Raw genomic sequence first — 24,024 nt, forward strand, 5'->3', positions numbered from 1 at the left:
CGCGGAGGTGACGGCGTGATCTGGTTGACGTGGCGCCAGCATCGGGCGCAGATCCTCCTCACCGGCGGGCTGCTGGCCGCGCTGGGCCTGCTCCTGCTCGGCTCCGCGGTCGAGGCCCGCCTGTACGTGGCCGGCCACGCGCCTCCCGGATGCCCCGGCCGCGCCGCGGCCTGCTGGGACCTGGCCACAGCACTGAGCGACCGGTACGACGCCGTCTACACCGTCTTCGGCTGGATGCCGCTGGTGGCACCGGCGCTGGTCGGCGTCTTCTGGGGCGCGCCGCTGTTGGGACGCGAGTACGAACGCGGCACGCAGAAGCTGGCGTGGACCCAGGCGGTGTCCGTGCGCCGCTGGATGGCGGTCAAGCTCGGCGTGCTCGGCGGGCTGGTGGCCGCCGGAGGGCTCCTGCTGTCGGCGATGGTCGCCCTCTGGCGGCCGGTGCTCCAGCGGGAGGACTGGTTCGGCAACATCGGCGTGTTCAACATGGTGGGCGTGGCGCCGGCGGCGTGGTGGCTGTACGCCTTCGCGATGGGCGTCGCCGGGGGCGCGCTGTTCCGGCGTACGCTGCCGGCCATGGCGCTGGTCGTGGCGGGGATGGCGCTGACGATGCCGGTCCTGTTCAAGCTGAGCGCGTACTACGCCGAGCCGGTGCGTACCGTGCTGTCCACCAGCACCGTCCTGGAGGCCGGCGACGACCGCCTGGTGAGAGGAGCCTGGCTCGACCCCTCGGGGACGGAGCTGTCGTCGCCGCCCGCGGGCGTGTGCGCGCGCCGTCCCGACACGGGGCAGAGCAGCCGCAACCAGGAGGCGTACGAACGGTGCCTGTTCGGCAAGGGGTACCGGTACGCCGTCTACCACCATCCGGCGACGCGGTTCTGGAGGTTCCAGTGGACGGATGCCGCCATCCTGGCCGTGGGCTCGCTGGCCTTCACGGGCGTGGCCGTTCATCGCACGTCGCGCCGCCGGGTGTGAGGGGTGGGCCATCGTACGCGGCGTGCCGGACCCGCCATGTGGCGGGGAAGGTCCGCCACGTAGCGCTCGATCCACGCGCCCGGCCCCGCCCATGATGGTGCACACCTGAGGGTGCGCAGCGCCACCGGACGGCGGTTTGGCGGCGGCGCTGCCGTTGATCCACGAGTACATCCCCGCGTCGATCACCTCGGACATGCTCCCCTGTCCGGCCCGAGGCGCCGGACAGGGGCACGCTCACCGACGAGGACCTGGCCAGGGGAGGGGCGTTCCACATCGAGGAGCGGATCGTGCCGGGACCGGCGGGCGTGAAGGGGAGTTCGACGGAGACGCGGCCGGCGGCGGCGAGGATCTTCCCGGCGCCGACGACCACGGCGGAGTAGTCCTCCCGGTCGCGCAGGAGGCCGGTGAGCCGCCGGGCGCCGGCCAGGGTGTCGATGTCGAAGAGCCGTTCGGCGCCGGGCAGGTCCTGGGGCCGTACGAGCTCGCTGCCCGCCGCCAGCACCAGCCGGTCGTAGCCGACCTCCTGGCCGTCGGCCACCACCACGTGGCGGTCGGTGTCGATCCTGCTCACCCGGGCCCGCAGGTGCTCGACGCCGATCGGTTCGAGGATCCTGCTGAGCTCCACCTTGGCCAGGTCCGGCTCCGGCTCGTACAGACGTGGCCGCAGCACCAGGTGCTCGTCCGGCGCGACGAGCGTGATGCGCAGGTCCGCCTCCCCGCGTGCCAGCGCCGCTCCCGCCGCGCTCCACCCGTCGGCGATCTCCACGGTGTCGAGCCAGACCAGCTCGCCGCCGACGTAGGTCGCCAGGGCCGGGTGCCCGTTCACCTCGATGATCTGGAACGCGTCGGGACGCCTGATCTCGATCTGCCTGACCGCCAGCAGGGCGATGTCTCGGCGCCCCGGACCGGCCTGCGCGCGGCGGTCACCTCGCCGCCGCCGTCGGCGACGTAGACGGCGGCGGGGTGCAGCAGCTCGACGAGCCCGGCCATGTCGCCCGCGTCGGTGGCCGCCCTGAACGCCTTGAGCACGCGTTCGGTCTCGGCCCTGGACGCCCGGGGCCGCTCCTCGACCGCGGCGGGGGGAGCGTCTCCATGACCACCAGCATCGCGGTGCTCAGCGACTCGTCCATGATCACTTGGGCGGCGGCGGCACGCAACCAGACCTCCTGCGTCACGTCCTCGGCCTCGGCCACGGTGCCGAGGATGCGGTAGGCCGCGCCGAAGACGGCGGGGCGATGCGCTTCCCAGCCGGCCTCCGCCGGCGGGCCGGTCAGCTCCACCCTCGGCCTCCCGCCCCTCGGATCCGTGCTCGACCTCCGATCCTTGCCCCGAACGGGCATCGGCGCACACGCGGGGGGCGGTACCAGCGGCACAGTCGCAGGTGATCACGCCTGGGGGCGCTGTTCCCCGCACCGGCGCAGTGTGGGGAGCCGCAGCCGGAGCCTGTCTCCGATCAGGTGATGCGAGGATGCCCGGCTTGATAGGCAAGTCGCCGCTTGCCTATTGTGGGGTTGTGGCGGAAGATGTCTTCAAGGCGCTGGCCGACCCCACCCGCCGGCGCATCCTCGACGAGCTGGCGGAACGAGACGGTCAGACTCTGTTCGAAATCTGCGCGCGGCTGGTGGCCAAGCACGGCCTGGCTCTGTCTCGCCAGGCGATCAGCCAGCACCTGGCCGTACTGGAATCCGCGGGTCTGGTCCATTCGCGGCGCGAGGGCCGCTACAAGTTCCACGATCTGAACACCGAACCCCTTGAGCACATCGTGACCCGGTGGCTCAGGCCCGATACCCGGAAGGGCACCCCATGAGGATCCACCTGTCCAGCGTCTTCGTCGATGACCAGGACAAAGCCCTGCGCTTCTACACCGACATGCTGGGCTTCGTGAAGAAGACCGAGGTCCCGCTGGGCGAGCACCGGTGGCTGACCGTCGTCTCGCCGGACGACCCCGACGGGACCGAACTCCTGCTGGAGCCCGACGGCCATCCGGCGGTGAAGCCGTACAAGGCGGCGCTGGTCGCGGACGGCATCCCGGCCACGGCCTTCGCCGTGGACGACGTGCACGCGGAGTTCGACCGGCTGCGCGAGCTCGGCGTGCGCTTCACCCAGGAGCCACTGGACATGGGCCCGGTCACCACCGCGGTGCTGGACGACACCTGCGGCAACCTGATTCAGATCGTGCACTACAAGTAGGACCTGATGCCTGTGGCCGGCTGCGGCATGTCGCCCACGTGCCGGATTTTGAGCGAACGAGGCGACGGTGGCGTATCGACCGCGCCTGGGGCCGCGCGCCCCTCGTGCCGCCACGCGAGGACCCCGCGCTGGTCGAACTGCTGCTCAACCCCGCGGCGTCCACCCAGGCCCGACTTCGCGCGGCCCGTACCCTCGGCTTCGAGGACAACGGGCACTTCAGGGCCGTGGCCGTGGCCGGCGGCGCCGCCCGCATCGAACAAGAGACGCCGGCCGGCATGGGGCACCCCGACCGTCCCTTCCGCCCTGATCGGACGACCCGTCAGGCCCCGTCCGACCGTCCCTCCCACCTGGATCGGACAACCCGTCCGACGTCGTCGGATCGGAGCTCTCAGCCAGACTCGGCGGCCGGCCAAGCCTGGCCGCGGCGGTGGACCCGGCACGTGGAAGGACGTTCCCGACGTCACGACCCTCGACCGCGCTGCTTCGGCGGCGCCCTGGATGCTCGCCACCCTGCACGCGGTGGCGTGGGGTGCCCTGGCTCCTCGTTCGCCTACGTGCGGTTCACCGGTCACCTGTGCCTGCACCTGTCGGCTCACTCCCCCTTGAGCAGCAGACGCGTGCCTGTCAGCAGACACGTGCCTGTCGGCTTACTCGCCGCCTGATTAGCACTGCCGCGGCGCCACTCGGCCGATGTGCCAACTGCCACGAGAGTGTCAGTGACTTGATGGCCGCGCGAATGGGGATCACGGGGCGGTGCTCGCGCGACGGATCGCAGTTACTGCGCCGGCAATGGCCGGATACGGAGGGTCGTGTGAGTCCCGCGCCCCGGGGGTGGTCGTCCGGCGCGATAACGATTACTTGGCCGTTTCCGCACGTCGGAACTGGAAGGGGCGGGAGTTGAGGAGCCGGGAGTAGCAGCGCGCGATGCGGCTGGAGGTCTTTTCCGGCCGGGGGCAGCGCCAGTTCAGGCATCGCCCTCGAGCACGGCGAGGTCGCGCACCGCATAACGGTGATGCTCGGCCTCTTCCTTCAGCACCACCTTGAGGCAGCGGCGCACGACGTATTCGTGGTCGGGATACGGGTCTGCCGGCTTGCGACCGCATACCCGATCGAGCTCGGCCTCAGTGAGCCCGTCGACGACACGCCGCATCGTAGCCATGCGGGCGAGCCGCGGCGCGAGCACCTCGTCGAGCGTCGGGGTGGCTTCGAGGGCGAGACCGAGCTTCGCCGTCGCGTCGGGCGGCATCCCGCCGGCAGGGAGGCCCAACGGGTGGTACGGCGTTCCCTCCTCCAGCACGGCATTGCCGAGCCAGGCATCGCCGGCGAACAGCAGGTGCCGTTGGGTCTCGACCAACGACCACTCGTCGTTGACCTGCTCGTTCAGCTTGGCCTCGGGCAACAGCCTGGCGCGGTCGAGCGTCGCCGCCCACAGCGTCTCGATGGCATCCCAAGCAGCCCGATAGTCATCGGGGGACGCGGCGTTACGCGCCAGCACCCGCGTGGGGTGCTGCCGGTCGAGCTCGGCCTCGACGTAGGCGGTCACGTCGACGTCGTTGACGACGACACGCTCGAAGTCGCCACCGAGGTAGACGTCGCTCCCATAGCAGTCGACGATCTTCAGACCGCTGACCTCGCAATCGCGGATCTCCAGACCGGCAAGGTCGCACAGGTGGATGTGGGCACCACGGAACTGGTGACTCTGGGCGTACTCAGCAGCCATTGAGGCACTATCCCTGTCTGTCATGGTGCGGTTCGGCCGAGGAAGTCGAGCGCGCGGCGCATGAGCAGCGCGGCCGCGTGGGCGTCATAGGAGGGCAGGCTGGCGTCGGCGAACAGGTGCCGGTCGCCCGGGTAGACGAAGAGCTCGCTGTGCTGGGCCGAGGCGACCAGGGTGCGGGCCGCGGCAAGGTCGCCTTCGCCGGCGAAGAAGGGGTCTGCGTCCATGCCGTGGATCTGCACGGGCAGGTCCTCCGGCCACTCTGAGGCGGGCAGGCAGGCCTCGATGAGCAGCACCCCGCGGGCCCCCGGCCGGGTCTGCGCCAGCGTCTGGGCCGCCATGACACCGAGCGACCAGCCGGCGTACACCATCTCGTTCGGCAGGGTGTCGGCGGTGCGGACGCCCTGCTTGAGCAGCTTGTCGAAGCCGATCTTCTCGGCGTGGGCCTGGCCGTCGTCCAGGCAGGCGAAGGTGCACCCGGCGAAGAGGTCCGGCGTGTGCACGGTGTGCCCGGCCTGGCGCAGCTCGTCGGCAAAGCGGAGGAATCCGGTCGTCTGCCCCTGAATGTGGTGAAACAGCAAGATCTCCGCCATGTGGCCGCCTCCTATGAACCATATATCCCGAACAATCGAAGATGATCGGTAGATTAGTCTGGATATGTCAACCAATGTTCCCGACTACGAGCTCGCCGACACGATCGTGCTCACCACTCCAGAGCAGGTCCGGGCCATCGGCGATCCGCTGCGGACCACGATCCTCGGCCTCCTGCACGAGCGGGCCGCGACCGTGACGGAGCTGGCCACCGCGGTCAAACGGCCCAAGAGCACGGTCGCGCACCACGTCAACGTTCTGGCCGAGGCCGGGCTGCTGTACGTGGTACGGACCCGGCGCGTACGGGCGATCGACGAGCGCTACTACGGCCGTACGGCCCGGATGTTCTATGTCGGCGTCGGCCAGGCTCCGGGCGGCGGCCCGCTGCCGCTGGACTTCAACGACTTCGAGGTCGCGGCCAAGGAATCCGCCGCGGCCTATCAGGCTCACCAGCTGTACGCGTTCATCCGGCATGCCCGCATCTCGCCGGATCGGGCCACCGAGTTCTGGCACCGGATCAAGGACCTCGTGCAGGAATTCGACCTGATGCCTCGCTCCGGTGAGACGACCTACGGATTCGCCGTCGGCCTGTATCCCATGACGGACTATCCGACCCTGCCGGCCGAGGAGGAATGACGGCATGCTCACCATGCGTGAACTCAACCGGTCCACCCTCGCCCGCCAGTTGCTTCCAGGGCCTCGCCGAGACGGTGCGCCGGGTGATGGCTCCTGCGGATCACGCTGCACGCCGTTCACGCCGACGATCACCCCCATATCCATGAGGCGATGCAGCCCTCGCTGCGCGCCGCCCGGCTCGGCGACCCGCGCTTCACGCGCAGTGGCATAACCCCGGCCGGCGCTGACGCACTGGTCGGCGACCTGCTGGCCTTCGCGGATCAGCCCCGGTTCGCGGACGAGATTCAGCCATGGATCGAAGAGCGGCTCGGCGTTCCACCGAAGGGCGTGTGGTGGGCACTGCGGACCTACGCGCCGCTCCTGCGCGCGGCCACGGGAGCGCCGTGGTCGTTCATGCAGCACCCGGCCGGCCCACGTCGCCGCCGGACTCCCGCCGACGCTCGGAGCGGAAGCCGACCAGTGCCCTGCAGACGCTGGTCCTGCGCTATCTGGAGGAATTCGGCCCGGCATCGGCCGTCGACGTGGCGCAATTCACGCTGGTGACCCGCGAGCGCGCCCGCGGCGCGATAGGCGCCCTCGCAGGCACACTCCAGCGGCTGACCGGGCCGGACGGCTCGGAGTTGTTCGACCTGCCAGGCGCGCCCCGCCCGGCCGAGGACACGCCCGCCCCGGCACGGCTGCTGCCCATGTGGGACAACGTCCTGCTCGCCCACGCCGACCGCAGCCCGGGATCGAGGCCACCGCGTTCCATCCGTTGCCCGGCCAGGTGTGGGACGAGCTGGCCGCCGAGGCGCAAGCGCTGGCGCGCTGCTGGCCGGCCGCGAGCCGGGGGTTTACCGCCGCTATGACCGCTGGCGGTCCGATCTACCCGGTGCGGAGGTACGGATCCTCCGGTAGATGGCCCGCTGGTAAGAATCGCGGCACACGGCCCGGACGAGGAGTGTCGCTCCAGCTCATGGTGCGCGTGAGCGTGCCACCCGCCGAGGGCCGGTTTTGGTCCGTGACCCGGCCGCCGGCGAGCGCACCGCACGCGACATCGTCGCCGGCGCCGGCAACGGAGGTGCCTTACCAGTGGTTACGGTGACCTGAGTGGGGCCCTGGAACTCCGGCTTACACTCCGCATCAAGGCCTGGATCCCATCCCGGTGAAGAGGGCCTCGATCACGCGGTCGACGTATTCGTGCGTCAGCGGCTCCTGGATGATCAGGGCCCGGAAGTACAGCGGGCCCGACAAGAGGTCCATCGCCAGGTCCAGGTCGAAGCCGGGCGACAGTTGCCCTTGGTCGCGGGCCGCCTTCAGCCGGGCGAGGGTCTTTTCCGCCTGCGGGGTGATGAAGTGGTCGTTGAGCGCCGCGGCGATCTGGGGGGTGAGCAGGGCCTCGCCGATCAGGGCCCGATACAGGGGGCCCACGGGTGGCCGGTCCAGCAAGTCGATGGCCGCGTGGATCTGCCGGCGCAGGTCGGCGATGACGTCGCCGGTGTCGGGGTAGTCCAGATCGGACTTGTTGAGCGACAGGAGCGAGTCAAGGAACAGGGCGCCCTTGGACGACCAGCGGCGGTAGATCGTGTGCTTGCCGACGCCGGCGCGGGCCGCGACCGCTTCGATGCTGAGCTTGGCGTAGCCGATCTCCTCGCCCAACTCCAGCGTGGTCCGCATGATGGCCTCGGTCCGGTCGGTGGCACGGCTGCCGCGCTTGTCGGTCATCCCGCCACCGTAGCGGAACGGCACGTGCCGTGTTGACAACCCCGCTGTTCCTCCACCATGCTCCACGAACGGCACGGCACGTGCCGTTTAGCTACAGGAGGGGCACTGTGGGGCCATCAAGCACAGACACGGCGCTTCGGCTCACCGCTCTGACCAAGACCTTCGGCCGCAAACTGGTGGTCGACCACATCGATCTGGAGGTGCCGCGCGGGTCCTTCTTCGGCCTGGTCGGCCCCAACGGGGCGGGCAAGACGACGTCGTTGTCGATGGCAGTGGGGCTGCTGCGTCCTGACGGCGGACGGGCCGAGATCTTCGGCCTCGATGTGTGGGCCGACCCCGCGCGGGCCAAGAAATTGATCGGCGTGCTGCCCGACGGGCTGTCCATGCCCGAGCGGCTGACCGGCCGCGAGCTGTTGCGCTTCACCGGCCTGCTGCGTGGCATGGACCTCGAGGAAGTCGAGCGGCGGGCGGGCGAACTGCTGGAGGTCTTGGAGCTGGACAGGGCCGAGCGCACCTTGGTGATGGAATATTCGACCGGCATGCGCAAGAAGATCGGTCTGGCCACGGCACTGCTGCACGCGCCGAGGCTGCTGGTGCTGGACGAGCCGCTGGAGGCCGTCGACCCCGTCTCGGCCGCCACCATCAAGTTGATCTTGCAGCGGTTCGTACACGGCGGCGGCTCGGTGGTGTTCTCCAGCCACGTGATGGCCGTGGTCGAGCAGGTGTGCGACCACGTGGCGGTGATCGCCTCCGGCCGGGTCGTGGCCTCGGGCCCGCTGGGATCCGTGCGGGCGGGCCGGAGCCTGGAAGAGCGGTTCGTGAGCCTGGTCGGCGGCCAGATCCCCGAGGTGGGTGAGCTGGTGTGGCTGTCCTCCTGATCCAGATGAAGCTGGCCGTGCTGCGGCACTCCATGACCGGCCGGCGCGCCGCCCAGATGGTCACCGGCGCGCTGACCGGGTTGGCCCTCGCGGGGGGTCTGATCGTGCTCGCGGCGCGCGACTACCCGCTCGCGTCGCTGCCGTTCGACCTGGTGGGGGTGGGGTTCGCCCTGTGGACGGCGGGCTGGCTGCTGGGCCCGGCGCTGTTCGGCGGCGGCGATGAGACGCTGCGTCCCGAGCATTTCTCGTTGCTGTCGTTCACGCCGCGCCGCTTGGCGGCCGGGCTGGCGGGGGCCGCGTTCGTCGGCGTCGCACCCCTGGTCACGCTCGTGGCGTTCTGCGCGCTCGTGGTTTTGGCCGCCAAGGCCGGGCTCGGCGCGGCGGCCACGGCGGTCGGCGTGGCCGCCGTCGTCCTGCAGCTGGTGGTGTGCGTGCTCGCCTCTCGGCTGGTCACCGCGGTGCTCGGCCAGGTCATGCGGTCCAAGGCGGGCGCGGCGCTGGCCGCTCTCGTCAGCGCCGCCATCTTGGCCGGCCTGCATTCGAGCTGGGTGCTCTCGCCCCTGGTGCAGGCCGCCCTGCGCACCGGGTTCCCGGACCCCTTCTCCGCCTGGGTTGTGGCGCTGCCCTCCGGGTGGGGCCTGGTGGCCGTGCGGGCGGCCGGGCAAGGACAGTGGCCGACAGTGGCCGCCGCCCTGGCGGGGCTGGCCGCGCTCGGCGTGGTGTGTTGGTACGGCTGGGCCGCCTTGCTGAAGCGGCGGCTGACCACCCGGCGCGCGAGCGGCCGCCCGGTCCGGGTGGCCGCCGGCGGCTGGGCCAAGGGCCCGATGACGGCAGTCGCCGCCCGGGAGCTGCGCACCTGGTCTCGGGACCTGCTGCGCTTTCACTACCTGGTCTTCGCCCTGTGTTACGCCTTGGCGTTCTGCCTGCTGCCGCTGGCCATCGACGCGCCGATCTTCCTGCCCTGGACCGGAGTGGTCTTCGCTCTGTGGGTCGCGGCCATCTCCGCCAACCTCTACGGCGAGGACGGCACCGAGCTGTGGGGCAAGATGATGGTCCCCGGCGCCGCGCGCCACGACGTGCGCGGCCGTCAGCTCGCCTGGCTGCTGGTCGCCGCGCCGCCGACGCTCGTCTTGACCGTCGCCATGGTCGTCTTCGCCGGCGAGTCCGGCCTGTGGCCCTGGTTGGCGGCGCTCGTCCCCGCGCTGCTGGGCGGCGGCGCGGGCGTGACCGTGCTGGTGTCGGTGCTGCGGCCGGTCCCCATGACCGACCCGCACCGCAGAGGCGGCAACCTGCTGGAGAACGGCACCGACTTCGCCCAGGTGCTGTTGGTGCTGATCCTCACGGCGGCGACCGCCGCCCCCGCCTATTTCGCGGTCCGGCTGGGCCCGGTCTGGGCGGGACCGGTCATGGGCCTGGTCGGCGGCGCCGCGATGGCTTGGCTGCTGGGGCGCCTCGCCGCAACCAGACTCGAATCGAGCGCGCCCGAGTTGCTCTTGCACCTGCGCACCGGCGTCTCGCCCAACCGGAGGCGACCGGCCCCGGCCCTGGCGGCCCCGGCCCTGGATCGGGGGCGACCGCACCTGCCCAGGCCCGACCTGGGCCTGGACGAGCTCGGCCTCGACCTGGCCCCAACGGGCCGACGCGCGTACGTCATCGCAAGCCTGACCCTGTGCTGGGTGCCCCTGGTGGCCCAGGGCATCGTGCCCGCACTCATGCTGACCACCGGCCAGGTCACCCGATCGTGGTTTTTGGCCCTGCACCTACCGCAGCATCTCCGATGGCCCACCATCATCGCCATGATCGCCCTGGGGCTCGTCCTGCTGACCACCGGACTGGGCGCCGGCCTCTACTACCTGGCCAAGTCACGGCGAGACAGCATCGAACCAGACGGTGGCCCGTGACAGCCGCCCTTCCTGCAGCAAGCCTCGTCACACACAGTTACTTCGCGGCTGGTGACACCGACCCGAGCGGGGGGCCTCCATGTCGCCGTGCCGGACCTCGGCGACCAGGTGCCAGGTGGCGGCGTTCGCCGCCGCCTGGCAGGGCCCTCTGGACATCCTGGTCAACAACGCCGCCCGTCATCGGGTCCCGCTGACCCGGACTCCGGACGGCTGGGAGCTGCATTTCCCCACCGACCACCTGGGCCACTTCGCGCTGACCACCGCCCTGCACCCGGCGCTCGCCGCGGTCGGCGACACCCGGGTCGTCGCGGTCAGCTCCTCACAGCACTGGCTCTCCCGGTCGCCTTCGACGACCTCCACTTCGAGCGGCGCCCTACGACGCGAACACGGTGGCCTTCGGGCCGAAGGTCGAGCGGGGGCGCATCGACCGTGACCTGCTGGCACGGTTCGAGGCGAGCGGCGCCCCCGCCCAGCCGTGGAAGACAGCAGGACAAGGAGCGGCAACCCCGGTTCTGCGATCGCGACGTACGTCCGAGGCAGTGCCGGGCGCGTTCGCCCGCTACAGCCGTGTCGGAGCCGTCACCCTCTCGGCCGGGCGCGGCAGGTCACGAGCCCCAGAACCTCACCTCCGGGTATTCGGCCGAGGGGCCGTCCAGGAGCGGGCGGCGTCCGCCGCGCAGGTGCGTGTCCAGGAAGGCCGTGACGTAGGCGCGGGTGATCCGCAACGACCGCTCACCGTCGATCGGGGACGCGGGCAGCCCGAGCTGCGGCTGGAGCACCGCGTAGTCCACGAAGCTCATGTGCTCGGCCCCCGTGACCGTCACCCAGCGCTTCCAGTCGCCGGTCACATGCGTCCAGAACGTGTCCCACGAGCCCTGCTCACCGTTCGTGCTCGGCTGCTGCCGCGGGGTGCCGATCATCATGAAGGGCTTGCCGATGTCCCGGGCCGGCGTCTTCGGGTTGTACGAGCCGTCCAGGTTGACCGCGGCCCGGATGCGCCGGCTCACGGGCAGCAGATGGGCGGCGCTCTGCCCGCCGACCGAGTGACCCACCATCGCGATCCGGCGCTCGTCGATGAGGCGCTTCCAGCGTCCCGCCTCAGCCAGCCGGTCCAGCACGAACTCCGTGTCGGCCGCCCGCACGCGCGCCACCTTCTCGCCCAGCTCCGGCGTCTGCCCGCCCTTTCCGGCCTCGAACGTCGCCGTCCTGCCGTCCGGGAGCGTGGTCGCCACGGCCTCGTACGTGTGCCCGATACCCGCGACCACGTACCCCCTGCTCGCGAACTCCTCGGCAAGCGAGGTCAACGTCGCCCGCGACAGCGTCATGCCGGGGGACATCACCACCAGCGGCCTGTCGCCCTTCCGCCCCAGCTCGGGCGCGTCCGTCGTGGCGTACGTCCTCGTCTTCGCGAGCGTGTCCGGCGGCAGGTCCTTCAGCTGCGGCACGCTGCCCAGGATCAGCTCCGACTCCTGGGGCGTGACGTACGGGGCGGGACCGCCCGCCGCCTTGCGCGCCGGATACCAGACGGACACCATCAGCTCCCGGGCCTTGCTGTCGGGGACCCAGGGGTCGGGACGGCTGGAGTCGACCAGGTGGAGGGTCGAGCGTCCGACCGGATGGGGACCGGTCGGACGGGGGAGGGCGGGCATGACGGCCGCGGCCACGGTGTGCGCGCCGGGGCGCGACAGGGCCGGCACCTGTCCGCCGGGGCGCGTCGGGTGTCCGCCGGGCGCCGTCACAGATCCGGTTGAACGAGACGAGGCCGAGGCGACGGCCGGGGCGGTGCCCATGAGCGTCGAGGTGCCGATGCAGGTGAGCGCGAGCAGAAGGCCCGCGACGGTGTTCTTCTTCATGCCGCCCACCTTCCTGGAGAACCGGGCGGCACCGTATCCGGCGAAAGAGACGGAGCACGTTCGACTTTCGTAGGGGGTCGTCCGGCCGAACCCCCGATAACCTCGGGCCATGACGTACGGCGACGGAAGCGTCATCGAGCGCATCACGCCGTGGGCGCTCGGTGTGGTGGTGTCCGCGCTGTCCATGGCGTCGGTGACGGGCATGATGGGCGTCGTCTCGGGGCTGCCCTGGCCGCTGCTCGCGGCGACGGCCGCCGCCTCCGGCGCGGTCGCGGTGTTCGCGGCACTGGGAGAACGGACGCCGCCGTACGCGGGAGAGCGGACGCCGCCGTACGCGGGCGACCGGACACCGTTGTACGTGGGCGAGCGGACGCCCTGGCACGTGGACGGGGAGCCGTTGCGCCATGTGGGTGGGCGTCGGTTGTGGCCGCTCGCCCTCGTGGGCGCCGTCGCCTACGTGTGGCTGGTGATGTGGCCGGCGGCCGCCGCGGCGTCCTACTACGCGGGCACGCGGCTGCGCGGGCGCGCCCTCTGGCTGTACTGCGGGGGAGCCGTCGCGGTCCTGACCGCGGGCGCCGTCGTCTCCCACCTCGCAGGCGGCTACCGCATGCTGGTCGCGGGCACCCCGTCCAACGTGATGGTCATGGGCGGCGCGCTGCTGGGCCTCCCGCTGGTGGCGGGCCTGTGGACGCGGGCGCGCAGGCAGGTGATCGACGCGATGCGCGAGCAGGCCGAGCAGCTCCGCCGTGAGCAGGGGCTGCGCGCCGACCAGGCGCGGGCACAGGAACGAGCGCGGATCGCACGGGAGATGCACGACGTGGTCGCGCACCGGGTGTCGCTGATGGTGCTCCACGCGGGGGCGCTGGAGCTGCGCGCGCCGGACGAGCCCACGGCGGAGGCGGCGGCCCTCATCGGCCGCGTCGGCCGCGACGCGCTGACCAACCTGCGTGAGGTCCTCGGGGTGCTGCGCTCCTCGGGCCCTGCGCGGGAGCCGGGAGAGGCGTCCGGTGATGCTCCTGTACGAGACCCTGCTCGCTCCGCTGCTGCGTCACTGGAGGGGAGTGCAGCGTCGGGAGTGCAGGAGTCGAGCGCCGCGCCCGCCATGTCCGAGTCGTGTGCCGGATCATCCGCTCCGGTAGGCGGCTTGCGGACCGTGTCGGGTGACCGGGCCCCTGACCTTCCGGCCATGCCTGCCGATCGCGTCCCGGACTCTCGGCCTGCGTCCGCCGATCGCGTACCGGACTCCCAGCCCGCGCCCGCCGATCCCGTACAGAAGGGGCATTTGACGGGTGGGGCCGAACGCCATCCTCAACCGACGCTCGCCGACCTCGACCGGTTGCTCGACGAGTCGCGTGCGCTGGGGGTGGTGGTCACCCGTCATGACGAGGGGGAGACACGCCCGCTGACCTCCACGGTCGAGCGCACCGCCTACCGCGTCGTCCAGGAGGCCCTGACCAACGCCCACAAGCATGCGGGCGACACCAGGATCGACGTGTTCGTCCGTTATCTGCCTGCGGATCTCGAGGTGGTGGTACGCAACACGGCGCCATCCGCGTCCGGCCGGGGTCTTCCAGGCAGCGGGGGGACGCATTGGTGGCGTCCGGGTGCTGGGGTGCCGGGATCAGGGTGGGGCCTTGTCGGGCTGAGGGAGCGGGTGGAGTTGGCCGGAGGGAGCCTGGCGGCCGGTCCGCACTTCGTGGAACGGACCGAGGACGGGCTGAGGCGCGATGCGGACGCCGGGGTTCGAGCTGAGGCACGGGGCGAGGTCATGGACGGCGCTCACGTCGAGGAGGGGCCGGCGGAGCAGGCCAGGGGCGAAGGCGGGGCCCGAAGCGGGGACCAGCCTGAGGAACGGGTCTGGGATGAGGCGGGGTTTCAGGTGCTGGCGCGGATACCGGCCCCATGATTCGTGTTCTGGTGGTCGATGACGAGGCGCTCGTCAGGTCCGGGTTGCGGATGATCCTGGAGGCGGCGGGCGACATGGTGGTCGTCGGTGAGGCTCGGGACGGCGACGAGGCCGTGTCCGCCGCCGCCCGGCTCAGGCCCGACGTCGTGCTGATGGACGTCCGGATGCCCGGCACCGACGGCCTGACCGCCGGTGCGCGCCTGATGGCCGGGCCGCGAGCCCCGAAGCTGATCATGTTGACCACGTTCGACCTGGACGAGTACGTCCACGAGGCGCTGCGGGTGGGGGCGGTGGGGTTCCTGCTGAAGGACACGCCGCCCCGCGACCTGGCCGCCGCGGTGCGGACGGTCGCGGCCGGACACGCCATGCTGTCGCCCACGGTCACCAAACGGGTGATCAGCTCGTTCGCCGACAAGGCGCCTTCCCGGGCGGAGGCCGCACGGGGCCGGCTGGCGACGCTGACCGCCCGCGAGGAGGACGTGATCAGGGCCGTGGCCCGGGGCCTGTCCAACGCCGAGATCGGCCGCGAGCTCAAGCTGACCGAGGCGACCGTGAAGGCCCACGTCAGCCGCGTGCTGGCCAAGCTGGGCCTGGCCAACCGGGTCCAAGCAGCGATCCTGGTCCACGACGCCGATCTGGGCTGACGTGAGTGTGGCTTTGTAGGCGAGACCTGACACCGCTTGACGACGCGTTCGGGCGGCGTTTGTCGATCACAGAGTCGCGAGACGTCGGTGAGAAGTGACACCAGCTCGGAGCTGGAGCCGCGCTCGGAGGCGGGGTTGTGGCCGTCCGAGGGGCGGTCGGGGATGCACTCGCCCTTCCATGCCGGACTGGCAGATCCCGCCATGGACTTCCCGTGCGAAACCGCCACATCGCCGCGCTGAACTGGTGCCGCAGATCCGGGATCGAGCCCCGCCCGCCCAAGGGCAGGCTCGATCAAGGACCATTCCTCGTCAGTAAGGTCTCCACGCGCCACGGCGATGGCCCACCAGGAGCGCAGACCAGAGCGCAGGCGATCCCCCTGATCTCAACTGCGTCCAGCGCCTGATGCAGACAGAACTCATCACATACGTCATGGGTCCGCGATCGCTGTGATTTTCGATCAGCTGGGCGCCGAGCCCGATCAGACGCTCGACCTCGGCGGCCTTTCGGTCAGCATCAACATGGATGTCGAGATGCACCCGGTTCTGACCAGCGCGGAATGGTCTTCCACAACAATGCCGAACACCTGCGCCCAGAACACGGCCTGAGAGTGCGGGTCAACGCAGTCGAAGGTGACCTCGGCTCTCGTCAGCATCCTCCCGTCAAGCCACTCATCAAAGGATCATGACACTGCTGCGACGCGGCGACCGCAGCTTCTGCCAAAACCCGCCATCAACAGCGGGAAAGCTGAAACTCCCGCATCCGAGATCGCGCACCACCGACCCGTCGACTATCTGAGCTGACGGGGGAGGACTCTTGCTGAGCCTGGCATCGACTGTTCGAGCTATGTGAGCCGGGCATGCGCGGTTGGTTCGAGCGGAAGGTGCCTGAGCACTGAGCGTCGGAGCGCTCGCCAGCCACCGCGGGTGGTCCTGGCGGAGGCGGTTGATCAGGGGATGGGCCGACCGTCCTGTGCGCGCGTGAGGAGGGTGGCAACCATTGCCGAGACGTTGATCTACTACTCGGTGGGACACCACTTCACCATGAGTGATCGGGACTTCGTCAACGTCGCTTGGGCGGTCTGCGGTAGGTGACGACTTTGTCGCCCGGTCCGGGGTACGCCATGATCAGCAGCCGCTGGGTGCCGTACTCCTCGCCCTCCCAGGGGAACCAGGCGAAGTGCACGCGGATGCGGTAGTGCCCCTTGCGGCCGTTGAGCGACAGGTCGGGCAGTTCGGTGCCGCTCAGGCCGTCCATGAAGCTCATGGTGCCGCTCTGGTTGGCGTAGCCGACCTCGACGACGTCGTCCCACCCCTCGGTCTCGACCGGTGGGCGGCGCGTGTAGGTCTCCAGGGTGACACAGACGTGGAAGTCGGAATGCGTGTCCACCGTCACGCGGCCTGGCCCGGCGGTGACCGGGCCGGCGGCTGCGCTCTTGCCCTCGCCGGCGAATTCGTCGTACAGCTCCAACCCCGCCTCGGGCCACTCCGGCTCCTTCAGGCGGATCGCCTTGGCGGGCTTGATGAGGGGACGGTGACGCGGGGTGGCGTCGCATTTGTGTTGCTCCTCGGCCACGAACTCCTCGAACTCGCGATTGTCGGCGGCTGCTTTCGCCGTGACCTTTGCCTTCGCGGCCGGGCAGATCCCGGCGAGCAGCCCGCTCAGGTTGCCGGCGTACACCCCTTCCACCTCCCGCAGGCGGGCCAGCTCGCGTGGGTCGTTGCGGGTGTAGACGGCGCACAGGCGACGGCCGTGGGCGAGCAGCACCTGGTCGGGCGTGGTGGCGGCGAACGCGAGCGCGTTCTGCCGGCGTACGGCGCAGATGAAGGCGCGTGAGCCAGTCTGCGGCGGAGGTTCCACGGGCCTGCCGTCCACGTCCCATGGCTCGGGAGGCGAGCAGTCCTCGGCCGTGGTGACCGGGCCGCGTGACTGGTCGGCGGCCGGCAAGAAGCACAGGGCCACGGAGGTGGCCAGCGCCGTCACGAGCACGTGGTGGCGCAGGCGGGCGGCGGGCGGGGCGCCGTACAGGACGAGCAAGATGAGGGCGGAGGCGGCAAGCGCGGCGCTGTACCACAGCGGGGAAAGCCCGAAGAGAACGTCGCCCTTCTCGTTGCGGTCGAACAGCCCATCCGGGTACAGAGCCAGCCGCCGGTCGACCATCTCGGGGATGAGCTGCCAGTCCGCTTCGGACTTCGTGGTGAGCGAGGTGACGACGCCTGCCGCCGCGGCGAGGGTCAAGATCAGCATCGTGACACGCAGCAGCCGCCTGGTCCTGCGGACGATCGCGACCAGGACCAGGGCGGCAGGGGCGCCGACTCCGATGAGCATGTCCACGGCGACCCAGAGCACCGTCGCCGGGTAGCTGACGTACCCGTGGAAGAAGTCGTCGACCGCGCCCCTGGGGCCGGTCCACACGGGCATGCCGTCCGCGAGGTTGACGGCCGCGGGGATCAGAGGGGGCACCATGGCCATGGCGGCGAGGGGCCACGGCCGCACAGGTGCGAGCCGTACCGGAGGCGCCGGAGACAGTATCGGGGTCGGGCTGCCCAGGTCGTGGGCGGAGCGGGCCTGCCACACCGTCCCGAAGACCCCCAGGACGCTCAGGACCATGAGCAGCACCAGGTCGTAGTCGACGTCCGTACCGCCGAACGCGACGATCGAATGACCTCCCGACGACAGCAGTGACAGCGCCGCCGCGGCCCCGCCCGTCCGCACGGTGCCTCGCCTCCAGCGCGCGTCCCTGGCCTGGCCGGCCAGGACCGGCACCAGCCACAGCAGGTAGACGGTGTTGCCGAGCTGGTACGGAGAGACGAACTGCACGACGGAGTACTGGCCGAGGCCGTAGGCGACGGTGGAGGCCACGCCCATGGCGGCGCTCGCCAGCCCGGCCACGCCCCCGAGCAGCCGCAGCCATCGAGGCAGGGCCCCCGCGAGGACCACGAAGAACAGCCCGACGACGGCGAAGCTGAGCAGGTCGGAGGGCAGGCCCGACCACCACGGGTACGGGATCGGCAGCCGGTACAGCAGCGTGCAGGCGACGCTGAGGTACAGGGCTGCCCGTAACAGCCGGACCGGCCTGTCGTTGACCGCCGCCGTGCCGGCCGGCCGCCCGCGCAGCACCTGCCAGTAGGCCCAGCCCTGCAGGACTCCTCCGGCGACCATGAGGAGCTCCACCCACCAGGTGTAGGGCACGAAGTCCGGGTCCCAGCCGCCGGTGACGATCTCGCGCAGGAGCGTGGGGTCGCCGGTGGCCAGCGCGAGGGCGCCGGACCCGATGACCGCGGCCACATAGATGGCGGCGAACAGCGCGGCGATTGTGCCGAAACGACAGCGGCGCACGAACGATCCCCAGGGCGCGAGCGGACAGGATCCGAACAAAGGCGACCAACCCTAGCGAGCCGCCACCGAAACGATCAAGGGCGGTGATGAATCTACGGTCTTTGAGACCGTAGATTCATCACTTGAGGGCCTCGTGGCGTACAGCGAGATGCGCGCGATCGAGTTCGAGGTCGTTTCGGTTGCTGCAGAACCTGCAATCCCGCCGACAATGACAGTCCCGGACGGTGCAAGCTCGTGGGCACAACCGGTTGAGAAGCTCGTTCCAGGCGGAGCATGGCGGTGAAGTCGACCGGTAGGGCCAACTCGCCGAGGGTCACGGCGCGCTGGTGATACCCCCGTGCCTCGCGTACATGGTCAACACCGGACGTCGTGCGAGCGCTTCACAGCCGCGCGTGAACGCCTATCAGGCTTCGCGGCGATACAGAGGTGTGCGTACATGGATGAGCTGGATCGCCGTTGTCCCGTTCGCCGGGTGGGCGCTGGTGCGGCTGAGCGGGTTCGAGCCGGACTGGCCGTGGGTGCCGATGGTGGCGTACACGCCGTACGCGGCGGCCGGAGCGGTGGCCGGCGTGGCGCTGGCGTGGATGCTGAGGCGGCGCGCGGCGGGGGCGGCAGGGATCGCGGCCGTGATGGCCTTGGGAATCGTCGTCGTGCCCCGGGCCATCGCCGACGGCAACCCGGCGGCGGACGGGCCGGTGTTGCGGGTGCTGGCGGCCAACCTGATGATGGGCCAGGCGGACACGGGCCAGCTGATGGCCCTGATCGGCCAGGTACGGCCGGACGTGCTGACGTTGCAGGAGCTCACCCAGGACGCCATGCGGCGGCTGGAGGAGGCGGGGGTGCGCGAGCGGTTGCCGCACGCCGTCACGCGCCCGTTGCCGGGGGTGGGCGGGTCCGCCGTGTACGCGAGGCATCCTCTGACGGCCGGAGAGATGATCAAGGTGGGTGCGTTCGGGCAGGCCAGGGCGTGGCTCGCACATCCCGGCGGGGACCGTGTGGAGATCGTCTCCGTGCACCCGTGCGCGCCCAAGCGCGTCGGCCGGCAACCGTGCTGGCAGGGTGGCCTCGACGCGCTGCCGCGAGGCCGCGGGCAGTTGCAGCTGCTGGCGGGGGACTTCAACGCCACGCTCGACCACCTGCCGATGCGTGAGCTGCTGGAATCCGGATATCGGACGCGGCCGACGTCATGGGACGCGGATTCACGGCCACCTGGCCGCAGGCCCTGGGCCGTACCTGGCGGCTGCCCGGGGTGACGATCGACCACGTGCTGGCGGACTCGCGGATGGCGGTGCGAGACTTCCGCGTGCTGGAGTTGCGGCACACCGATCACCGGCCGGTCTTCGCCGAGGTCAGACTCCCGTGACGGCCACCACCAGGGCTCGGGCACGGGCCGAGGCCACCTGCTGCTGCGCGGATGAACCCGCCGAACGGGTGGACGGGCTCACCTCCGGCGGCCGGCTCCGTCGCCAGGGTGAGGGGCCGTCACTCGGCCGGTGGACGACGGAGTGGGCTCTCGCCGCCTACCGTCGGCGGCGTGTTGAACGACCACGTGACCTTCCGCCGCCTCGCGGCGGGCACCCTGCTCATCGCCGCCCCCCTGTTCCAGGCGGTGGCGGTCATCGTCGACCCCGGCACCTGGGGCGACGACCGTGAGGCGGTCAGCTACGGCTACAACCCCGCCCTCGCCCAGACCGAGTCCGCCCTCTACCACTGGAGCTGGATGCTCATGGCCGTGGCCGCCATCGGCCTCGTCCATCTCACCCGGCAGCGGGCGACCCGGCTCGGTCACGTCGCCGGCGCCATGACGGTGATCGGCTACCTCAACCTGTCGGCCCTGCTCATGAGCGACCCCGTCGAGTGGTGGCTCGGCCGGCACTACCCGCCGGAGCAGGCGCAGAAGATCCTCGACGAGATGCTCGACCTGCCCGGCGTGATCATCGGGTTCCAGCTGCCGTGGGCACCCCTCGGCCTCATCGGCCTGCCGCTCCTGACCGTCGCCGTGTGGCGGTCCGGGTTCTCCGGCTGGTGGGTGCCGGTGACGGTCGCCGTCGGCTACCTCGGCGCCTTCGCGGTCGACTACGGCCCGGCGACCGTGGTGCTGTGGATCATCCCCGTCGCCGGGCTCGGCCGGCTCGGCGTCAAGGTCCTGCGCATGGGCGACGACGCCTGGGCCGCCCTCTACGCGCGGCGAGGGACGGAGAACGCGCCCCCGCCCCTCTCGGCCCCTGGCAGTGAGGACCTGCGCCACGCGAGGTGACTTGCGGGAGCCTGGGTCAGATCTTCACCGACACCGTGGACGGCAGCGGCGGCAGCATCTGCACCCGGGCCGAGCCGATGTCGAAGTACAGCCCGACCAGCTCCAGCCGTCCCGCCCGTACCTGCTCGTCCACCTTGCGGTGGGTGCGGAGGTTCTCGAGCTGCTGCTGCACGTTGATCCGGCAGAGCTGGTCGAGCGCCCGCGAGTCGAGGGGGCCGTCGGCGTTCTCGATGAACCTGGCCAGGCTGTGGTGGCCGTGCCGCAGCCAGCGCCGCATCCCCGGCAGGCTGCCGGCCTTCACGCCGCCGCTCAGCAGCCCGGCCATCGCCCCGCACCCCGAATGCCCGCACACGGTGATCGTGTGGACGCCCAGCACCTGCGTGGCGTACTCGATGGCCGCCACCACCGAGTCGTCGTGCGGCTCGGCGCCCCGGCGGGGCACCAGGTTGCCGATGTTGCGGACCGTGAACAGGTCGCCCGGCCCGCTCGCCGTGATCAGGCTCGGCACGACCCGCGAGTCGGCGCACGTGATGAACAGGTGCGACGGCTGCTGCTTGTGGGCCAGTTCCGTGAGGATGGGCCGCACCAGCGGCGCCGTACGCCGGTGGAACTCCCGCGCGCCCGCCGTCAGCCGGCACTCGGGCCGGTCGGGCGGCCCCACCGGCGGCTCCGACGACGGCTCGGCCGGGGGACGGGCGGGCCGGTGGTGCCGGTGCGCCCACGGCAGCCACCACCGGTCGGGCGCCGCGGGCGGCTTCTTGGCCTGGTAGGTGCGGGCGCCGCTCGCGGACAGCGCGTACCACTCGTCGTGCAACTCGTCGATGTCCACCGTGCCACCAGACCGCTCGTGGTTGAGCCGCCAGGAGTGGATGGCCTCGAAGGCGGCGTTGTCCATGAAGTCGATGTTGAGGTCGAGGTCCACGGCCGCCCGCGGCGGGATGGCGCGCAGCTCGTGGGTCAGCCGCGGCACCCCCAGGAACGTCAGCGACCCGCTGATCGACACGTGCCACCGCCCGTCGTCGACCGGCTCGTGCGTCTTGACCGTGACCCACGTCAGCCGCCGCAGCGCGAGCACCGCGGCCAGCGCGAGGCCCGCCACCACACCCTCGGCCAGGCCGAGCACGATGACCGCGAGCATGGTGACGACGTAGACCGGCACCTCGCCGTGGCCGTGGACCTTGCGGACGTGGCCGAGGTTGACCATCTGCACGCCGATGAACACCAGCAGCGCCGCCAGCGCCTCCATGGGGATGAGCCGGATCGTCCAGCCGAACCCCAGCGCGAACATCAGCACCCACATCCCGTGCAGGACCGTCGACGAGCGGCTGCGGGCTCCCGCCTGGACGTTGGCGGTGCTGCGGACGATCACCCCGGCCACCGGCAGGCCGCCGAGCGCGCCGGAGACCATGTTGGCCGCGCCCTGGCCGGTCAGCTCCTGGTCGAGGTCGGCTCGCGGCCCCGCGTGCATGCCGTCGACCGCCACGGAGCACAGCAGCGACTCGACGCCCGCGAGCAGCGCCACCAGCAGCACGGCGGCCACGATCTCGTGCCAGTCGCCCTGCGGCAGAACCGGGAACGCCCACGTGCCCAGGCTTCCCGACAGGTCGACCCGGGTGACGTCCCACTGGAACGCCCACGCGACGACGGCGGCGACGAGCAGCGCCGCGAGCGGGGCGGGCACCACCTTGATCTGCTTCGGCAGCCGCGTCCACAGGGCGAGGACCGCGATCGTGAGCAGCCCGACCGCCACGGTGTGACCGTGCATCGAGGCCACCTGCGCGGGCAGCTCCATGAGGTTGGCCAGGGCCGAGCGTTGCGGGCTGCCGCCGAGCACGATGTGCAGCTGGGACAGCGCGATCACCACGCCGACGCCCGCCAGCATGCCGTGGATCACGGCCGGGGAGACGGCCAGCGCCGCCCGGGCCGCCCGCAGCAGGCCCAGCACGAGCTGGACCGCCCCGGCCAGGAGTGTGATCATGCAGGTGGCCCGCCAGCCGTACGTCTGGACGAGGTCCGCCACCACCAGCGAGAGGCCGGCGGCGGGCCCGCTCACCTGGACGACGGAGCCGCCGAGCGCTCCGGCCACGACGCCGCCCACGACGGCGGCTACGAGTCCTGCGGCGAGGGGGGCACCCGAGGCCATCGCGATGCCCAGGGACAGGGGCACCGCGACGAGGAAGACCACGAGCGAGGCAGGCACGTCGTACCTGAGAGTCCTCAGCACGTTACTGTGAGTGTCGCCGGTCATGCCGCAAACCCTAATGCCCCGCCGGGGCGGGGCTTCAGGGTCGTCACCGGGTTTTACGGAATCCAGGGCTGGTACGGCGGCGCGCCTGGCTGCGACAGCGGCCGCCCGCACTCTCGGAGCCCCGTGGGCGGGCACTGCCGGGGCCGTGGAGAGACGGACGGCCCCGGGCGGGGATCAGCGGTAGTGGTCGGGGAAGTCCGGCTGCTCGGGCGTGGCCCGGCGACGGCCACGGCCACCGCCGTTCTGGCCCGGACGCCGGCCCTCGGACTTGCCGTACATCTCGTTGTAGGTCGGCCAGCCGCCCGTGCCGCCGGTGGACGGCGACTCGGGCCAGCCGGGCTGACCGGCCGCGGAGGCGAAGTCACCCGTCTCGTACGCGACGGACTGCGCGGCGGGCGGCGCCGACAGCACGTCGTCGTGGGGCGAGACCGCCCGCGCCGGAGCGGTCGGGACACCCGTCGCCGGGGAGGGGGCGGTCAGCGGGTCGGTGTCGTCGGCCACGGCCCAGCCGGAGCGCACCTCGTACGACGCCGGGTAGGAGCCGGCGGGCTGCTGCGGCTCGAACGCCGGCCACGACCCGGAAGGACCGGTGACGGGCGCCGGAGCCGGGGAGTCGTCGAGGATGTCGTGCGCCGGCCAGGAGCCGGAGGCGGACGGCGTGGCCGGGGCGGCCGGGGTGGTCCAGGTGGCGTCGAGCGCGTCGGCGCCGTTGTAGGTCGCCGGGAACGGGTCGCTCGTCGGCGCCCCGTGGATCGGGGCGACGGGCGTGGCGGGGAAGGAGCCGCTGCTCACCGGGCTGAACGCGCCGCCGGCGGCGAACGAGCCGGTCACCGGGCCGGTGGTGGACAGCGGGCCGGCGCTCACGCCGTTGCTGGACAGGGAGCCCGTGGCGCCCACGGCCGGGAAGGAGCCGCTGGTGGACGGCGCCCCGTTGGTCGACAGGGAGCCGGAGGGCAGCGGGTCGGGACGGTTGGCGAGCACCGGCTTGGCGCCCGCCCCGAGGATGCTCATCACGTCGGCCGGCGGGGCCGAGAACGTCACCGTGCGCTGGTCGGCCAGGTCGGACGCCGACGGGGCGGGACGGGGCTGCACCGGCTCGACCAGGTCGGCCAGGCCGGCCGTGGGGGCGGGGACGGGGGCGGCGGGCTCGCGGCGGGGCCGCTGCGGCAGCGGCGCCTGGACGGTGGTGG

At 71.5% G+C, this 24,024-nt stretch carries 20 protein-coding genes and 5 pseudogenes; 13 read left to right on the plus strand and 12 right to left on the minus strand.

Annotation, left to right across the window (positions count from 1 at the left end):
• Window positions 1–15 precede the first annotated feature (15 nt).
• On the plus strand, window positions 16–972 hold the full coding sequence (locus AB0H81_RS23510; RefSeq protein WP_358378230.1) for a hypothetical protein: 957 nt from the start codon (window positions 16–18) through the stop codon (window positions 970–972).
• Here the strand turns inward: AB0H81_RS23510 and AB0H81_RS23515 are convergent.
• The 3 genes and pseudogenes from AB0H81_RS23515 to AB0H81_RS23525 all read right to left on the minus strand — a co-directional run.
• Window positions 929–1,798, minus strand: coding sequence for an FAD-dependent oxidoreductase (locus AB0H81_RS23515; RefSeq protein WP_358378233.1), 870 nt, complete (start codon window positions 1,796–1,798; stop codon window positions 929–931). The genes AB0H81_RS23510 and AB0H81_RS23515 overlap by 44 nt on opposite strands.
• Window positions 1,795–2,001, minus strand: a complete 207-nt coding sequence (locus tag AB0H81_RS23520) for a hypothetical protein (RefSeq protein ID WP_358378282.1) — start codon at window positions 1,999–2,001, stop codon at window positions 1,795–1,797. The genes AB0H81_RS23515 and AB0H81_RS23520 overlap by 4 nt, the downstream gene beginning before the upstream one ends.
• 161 nt (window positions 2,002–2,162) lie before the next feature.
• Window positions 2,163–2,312, minus strand: a pseudogene (locus tag AB0H81_RS23525) (hypothetical protein); the annotation flags it as partial.
• 173 nt (window positions 2,313–2,485) lie between these two features.
• Between AB0H81_RS23525 and AB0H81_RS23530 the strand changes: the two are divergent.
• Window positions 2,486–2,779 (plus strand): metalloregulator ArsR/SmtB family transcription factor, encoded by a 294-nt coding sequence (locus AB0H81_RS23530; protein ID WP_358378236.1) that lies wholly within the window; start codon window positions 2,486–2,488, stop codon window positions 2,777–2,779.
• A complete protein-coding gene (locus AB0H81_RS23535) occupies window positions 2,776–3,162 on the plus strand; it encodes a VOC family protein (protein ID WP_358378239.1) in 387 nt (128 codons plus the stop codon). The genes AB0H81_RS23530 and AB0H81_RS23535 overlap by 4 nt, the downstream gene beginning before the upstream one ends.
• A gap of 964 nt (window positions 3,163–4,126) precedes the next feature.
• Here AB0H81_RS23535 and AB0H81_RS23540 read toward each other — a convergent pair.
• Window positions 4,127–4,882: a DinB family protein gene (locus tag AB0H81_RS23540; protein WP_358378242.1), complete on the minus strand. Its 756-nt coding sequence runs from the start codon at window positions 4,880–4,882 to the stop codon at window positions 4,127–4,129.
• Window positions 4,883–4,902: 20 nt separating this feature from the next.
• Window positions 4,903–5,472: a dienelactone hydrolase family protein gene (locus AB0H81_RS23545; protein ID WP_358378245.1), complete on the minus strand. Its 570-nt coding sequence runs from the start codon at window positions 5,470–5,472 to the stop codon at window positions 4,903–4,905.
• Between the two features lie 64 nt (window positions 5,473–5,536).
• Here AB0H81_RS23545 and AB0H81_RS23550 point away from each other — a divergent pair, with 64 nt between their 5' ends.
• Window positions 5,537–6,106 carry a winged helix-turn-helix domain-containing protein gene (locus AB0H81_RS23550; protein ID WP_358378247.1) on the plus strand — a complete coding sequence of 190 codons (570 nt, stop codon included), beginning with the start codon at window positions 5,537–5,539 and terminating at the stop codon, window positions 6,104–6,106.
• Window positions 6,107–6,244: 138 nt separating this feature from the next.
• Window positions 6,245–6,954: pseudogene (locus AB0H81_RS23555) on the plus strand (crosslink repair DNA glycosylase YcaQ family protein).
• A gap of 274 nt (window positions 6,955–7,228) precedes the next feature.
• Here the strand turns inward: AB0H81_RS23555 and AB0H81_RS23560 are convergent.
• Entirely contained in the window at window positions 7,229–7,810 is a 582-nt protein-coding gene (locus tag AB0H81_RS23560; RefSeq protein ID WP_358378249.1) for a TetR/AcrR family transcriptional regulator, read from the minus strand.
• A 107-nt stretch (window positions 7,811–7,917) separates the two neighbouring features.
• On the opposite strand from AB0H81_RS23560, the gene AB0H81_RS23565 reads away from it, so the two are divergent.
• The 3 genes from AB0H81_RS23565 to AB0H81_RS23575 all read left to right on the plus strand — a co-directional run bounded on the left by AB0H81_RS23565 (window position 7,918) and on the right by AB0H81_RS23575 (window position 11,022).
• The gene (locus tag AB0H81_RS23565) at window positions 7,918–8,688 is read left to right on the plus strand and encodes an ABC transporter ATP-binding protein (RefSeq protein WP_358378252.1); all 771 of its coding nucleotides are present in this window, start codon (window positions 7,918–7,920) and stop codon (window positions 8,686–8,688) included.
• Window positions 8,673–10,589: a hypothetical protein gene (locus AB0H81_RS23570; RefSeq protein WP_358378255.1), complete on the plus strand. Its 1,917-nt coding sequence runs from the start codon at window positions 8,673–8,675 to the stop codon at window positions 10,587–10,589. Before AB0H81_RS23565 ends, AB0H81_RS23570 begins: the two co-directional genes overlap by 16 nt.
• A gap of 115 nt (window positions 10,590–10,704) precedes the next feature.
• Window positions 10,705–11,022 (plus strand): hypothetical protein, encoded by a 318-nt coding sequence (locus AB0H81_RS23575; RefSeq protein ID WP_358378258.1) that lies wholly within the window; start codon window positions 10,705–10,707, stop codon window positions 11,020–11,022.
• 172 nt (window positions 11,023–11,194) lie between these two features.
• Here the strand turns inward: AB0H81_RS23575 and AB0H81_RS23580 are convergent, their stop codons facing one another.
• The gene (locus AB0H81_RS23580) at window positions 11,195–12,442 is read right to left on the minus strand and encodes an alpha/beta hydrolase (protein WP_358378261.1); all 1,248 of its coding nucleotides are present in this window, start codon (window positions 12,440–12,442) and stop codon (window positions 11,195–11,197) included.
• Between the two features lie 658 nt (window positions 12,443–13,100).
• Between AB0H81_RS23580 and AB0H81_RS23585 the strand changes: the two are divergent.
• From AB0H81_RS23585 to AB0H81_RS23595, 3 genes and pseudogenes are all read left to right on the plus strand, one after another.
• Window positions 13,101–13,412: pseudogene (locus tag AB0H81_RS23585) on the plus strand (histidine kinase dimerization/phosphoacceptor domain-containing protein); the annotation flags it as partial.
• A gap of 105 nt (window positions 13,413–13,517) precedes the next feature.
• On the plus strand, window positions 13,518–14,348 hold the full coding sequence (locus AB0H81_RS23590; RefSeq protein WP_358378280.1) for an ATP-binding protein: 831 nt from the start codon (window positions 13,518–13,520) through the stop codon (window positions 14,346–14,348).
• Entirely contained in the window at window positions 14,345–14,992 is a 648-nt protein-coding gene (locus AB0H81_RS23595; protein WP_358378264.1) for a response regulator transcription factor, read from the plus strand. The genes AB0H81_RS23590 and AB0H81_RS23595 overlap by 4 nt, the downstream gene beginning before the upstream one ends.
• Window positions 14,993–15,167: 175 nt before the next feature.
• On the opposite strand, the pseudogene AB0H81_RS23600 reads toward AB0H81_RS23595, so the two are convergent.
• From AB0H81_RS23600 to AB0H81_RS23610, 3 genes and pseudogenes are all read right to left on the minus strand, one after another.
• Window positions 15,168–15,324: pseudogene (locus tag AB0H81_RS23600) on the minus strand (transposase); the annotation flags it as partial.
• Window positions 15,302–15,645 (minus strand): annotated as a pseudogene (locus AB0H81_RS23605) (VOC family protein). The pseudogenes AB0H81_RS23600 and AB0H81_RS23605, both read right to left, overlap by 23 nt.
• A gap of 407 nt (window positions 15,646–16,052) precedes the next feature.
• Window positions 16,053–18,329: a DMT family transporter gene (locus AB0H81_RS23610; RefSeq protein ID WP_358378267.1), complete on the minus strand. Its 2,277-nt coding sequence runs from the start codon at window positions 18,327–18,329 to the stop codon at window positions 16,053–16,055.
• A 440-nt stretch (window positions 18,330–18,769) separates the two neighbouring features.
• On the opposite strand from AB0H81_RS23610, the gene AB0H81_RS23615 reads away from it, so the two are divergent.
• Complete coding sequence (locus tag AB0H81_RS23615) at window positions 18,770–19,582, plus strand: endonuclease/exonuclease/phosphatase family protein (protein WP_358378270.1); 813 nt, start codon at window positions 18,770–18,772, stop codon at window positions 19,580–19,582.
• A 281-nt stretch (window positions 19,583–19,863) separates the two neighbouring features.
• Entirely contained in the window at window positions 19,864–20,586 is a 723-nt protein-coding gene (locus AB0H81_RS23620; protein ID WP_358378272.1) for a hypothetical protein, read from the plus strand.
• Between the two features lie 16 nt (window positions 20,587–20,602).
• On the opposite strand, the gene AB0H81_RS23625 is transcribed toward AB0H81_RS23620, so the two are convergent.
• Together AB0H81_RS23625 and AB0H81_RS23630 are read right to left on the minus strand one after the other, a co-directional pair.
• Window positions 20,603–22,834: a SulP family inorganic anion transporter gene (locus tag AB0H81_RS23625; RefSeq protein WP_358378275.1), complete on the minus strand. Its 2,232-nt coding sequence runs from the start codon at window positions 22,832–22,834 to the stop codon at window positions 20,603–20,605.
• Window positions 22,835–23,008: 174 nt separating this feature from the next.
• On the minus strand, window positions 23,009–24,024 hold a 1,016-nt coding region (locus tag AB0H81_RS23630; RefSeq protein ID WP_358378277.1), incomplete at its 5' end, for a hypothetical protein.

This window comes from Nonomuraea sp. NPDC050691 (assembly GCF_040654455.1).
Lineage (GTDB): Bacteria > Actinomycetota > Actinomycetes > Streptosporangiales > Streptosporangiaceae > Nonomuraea.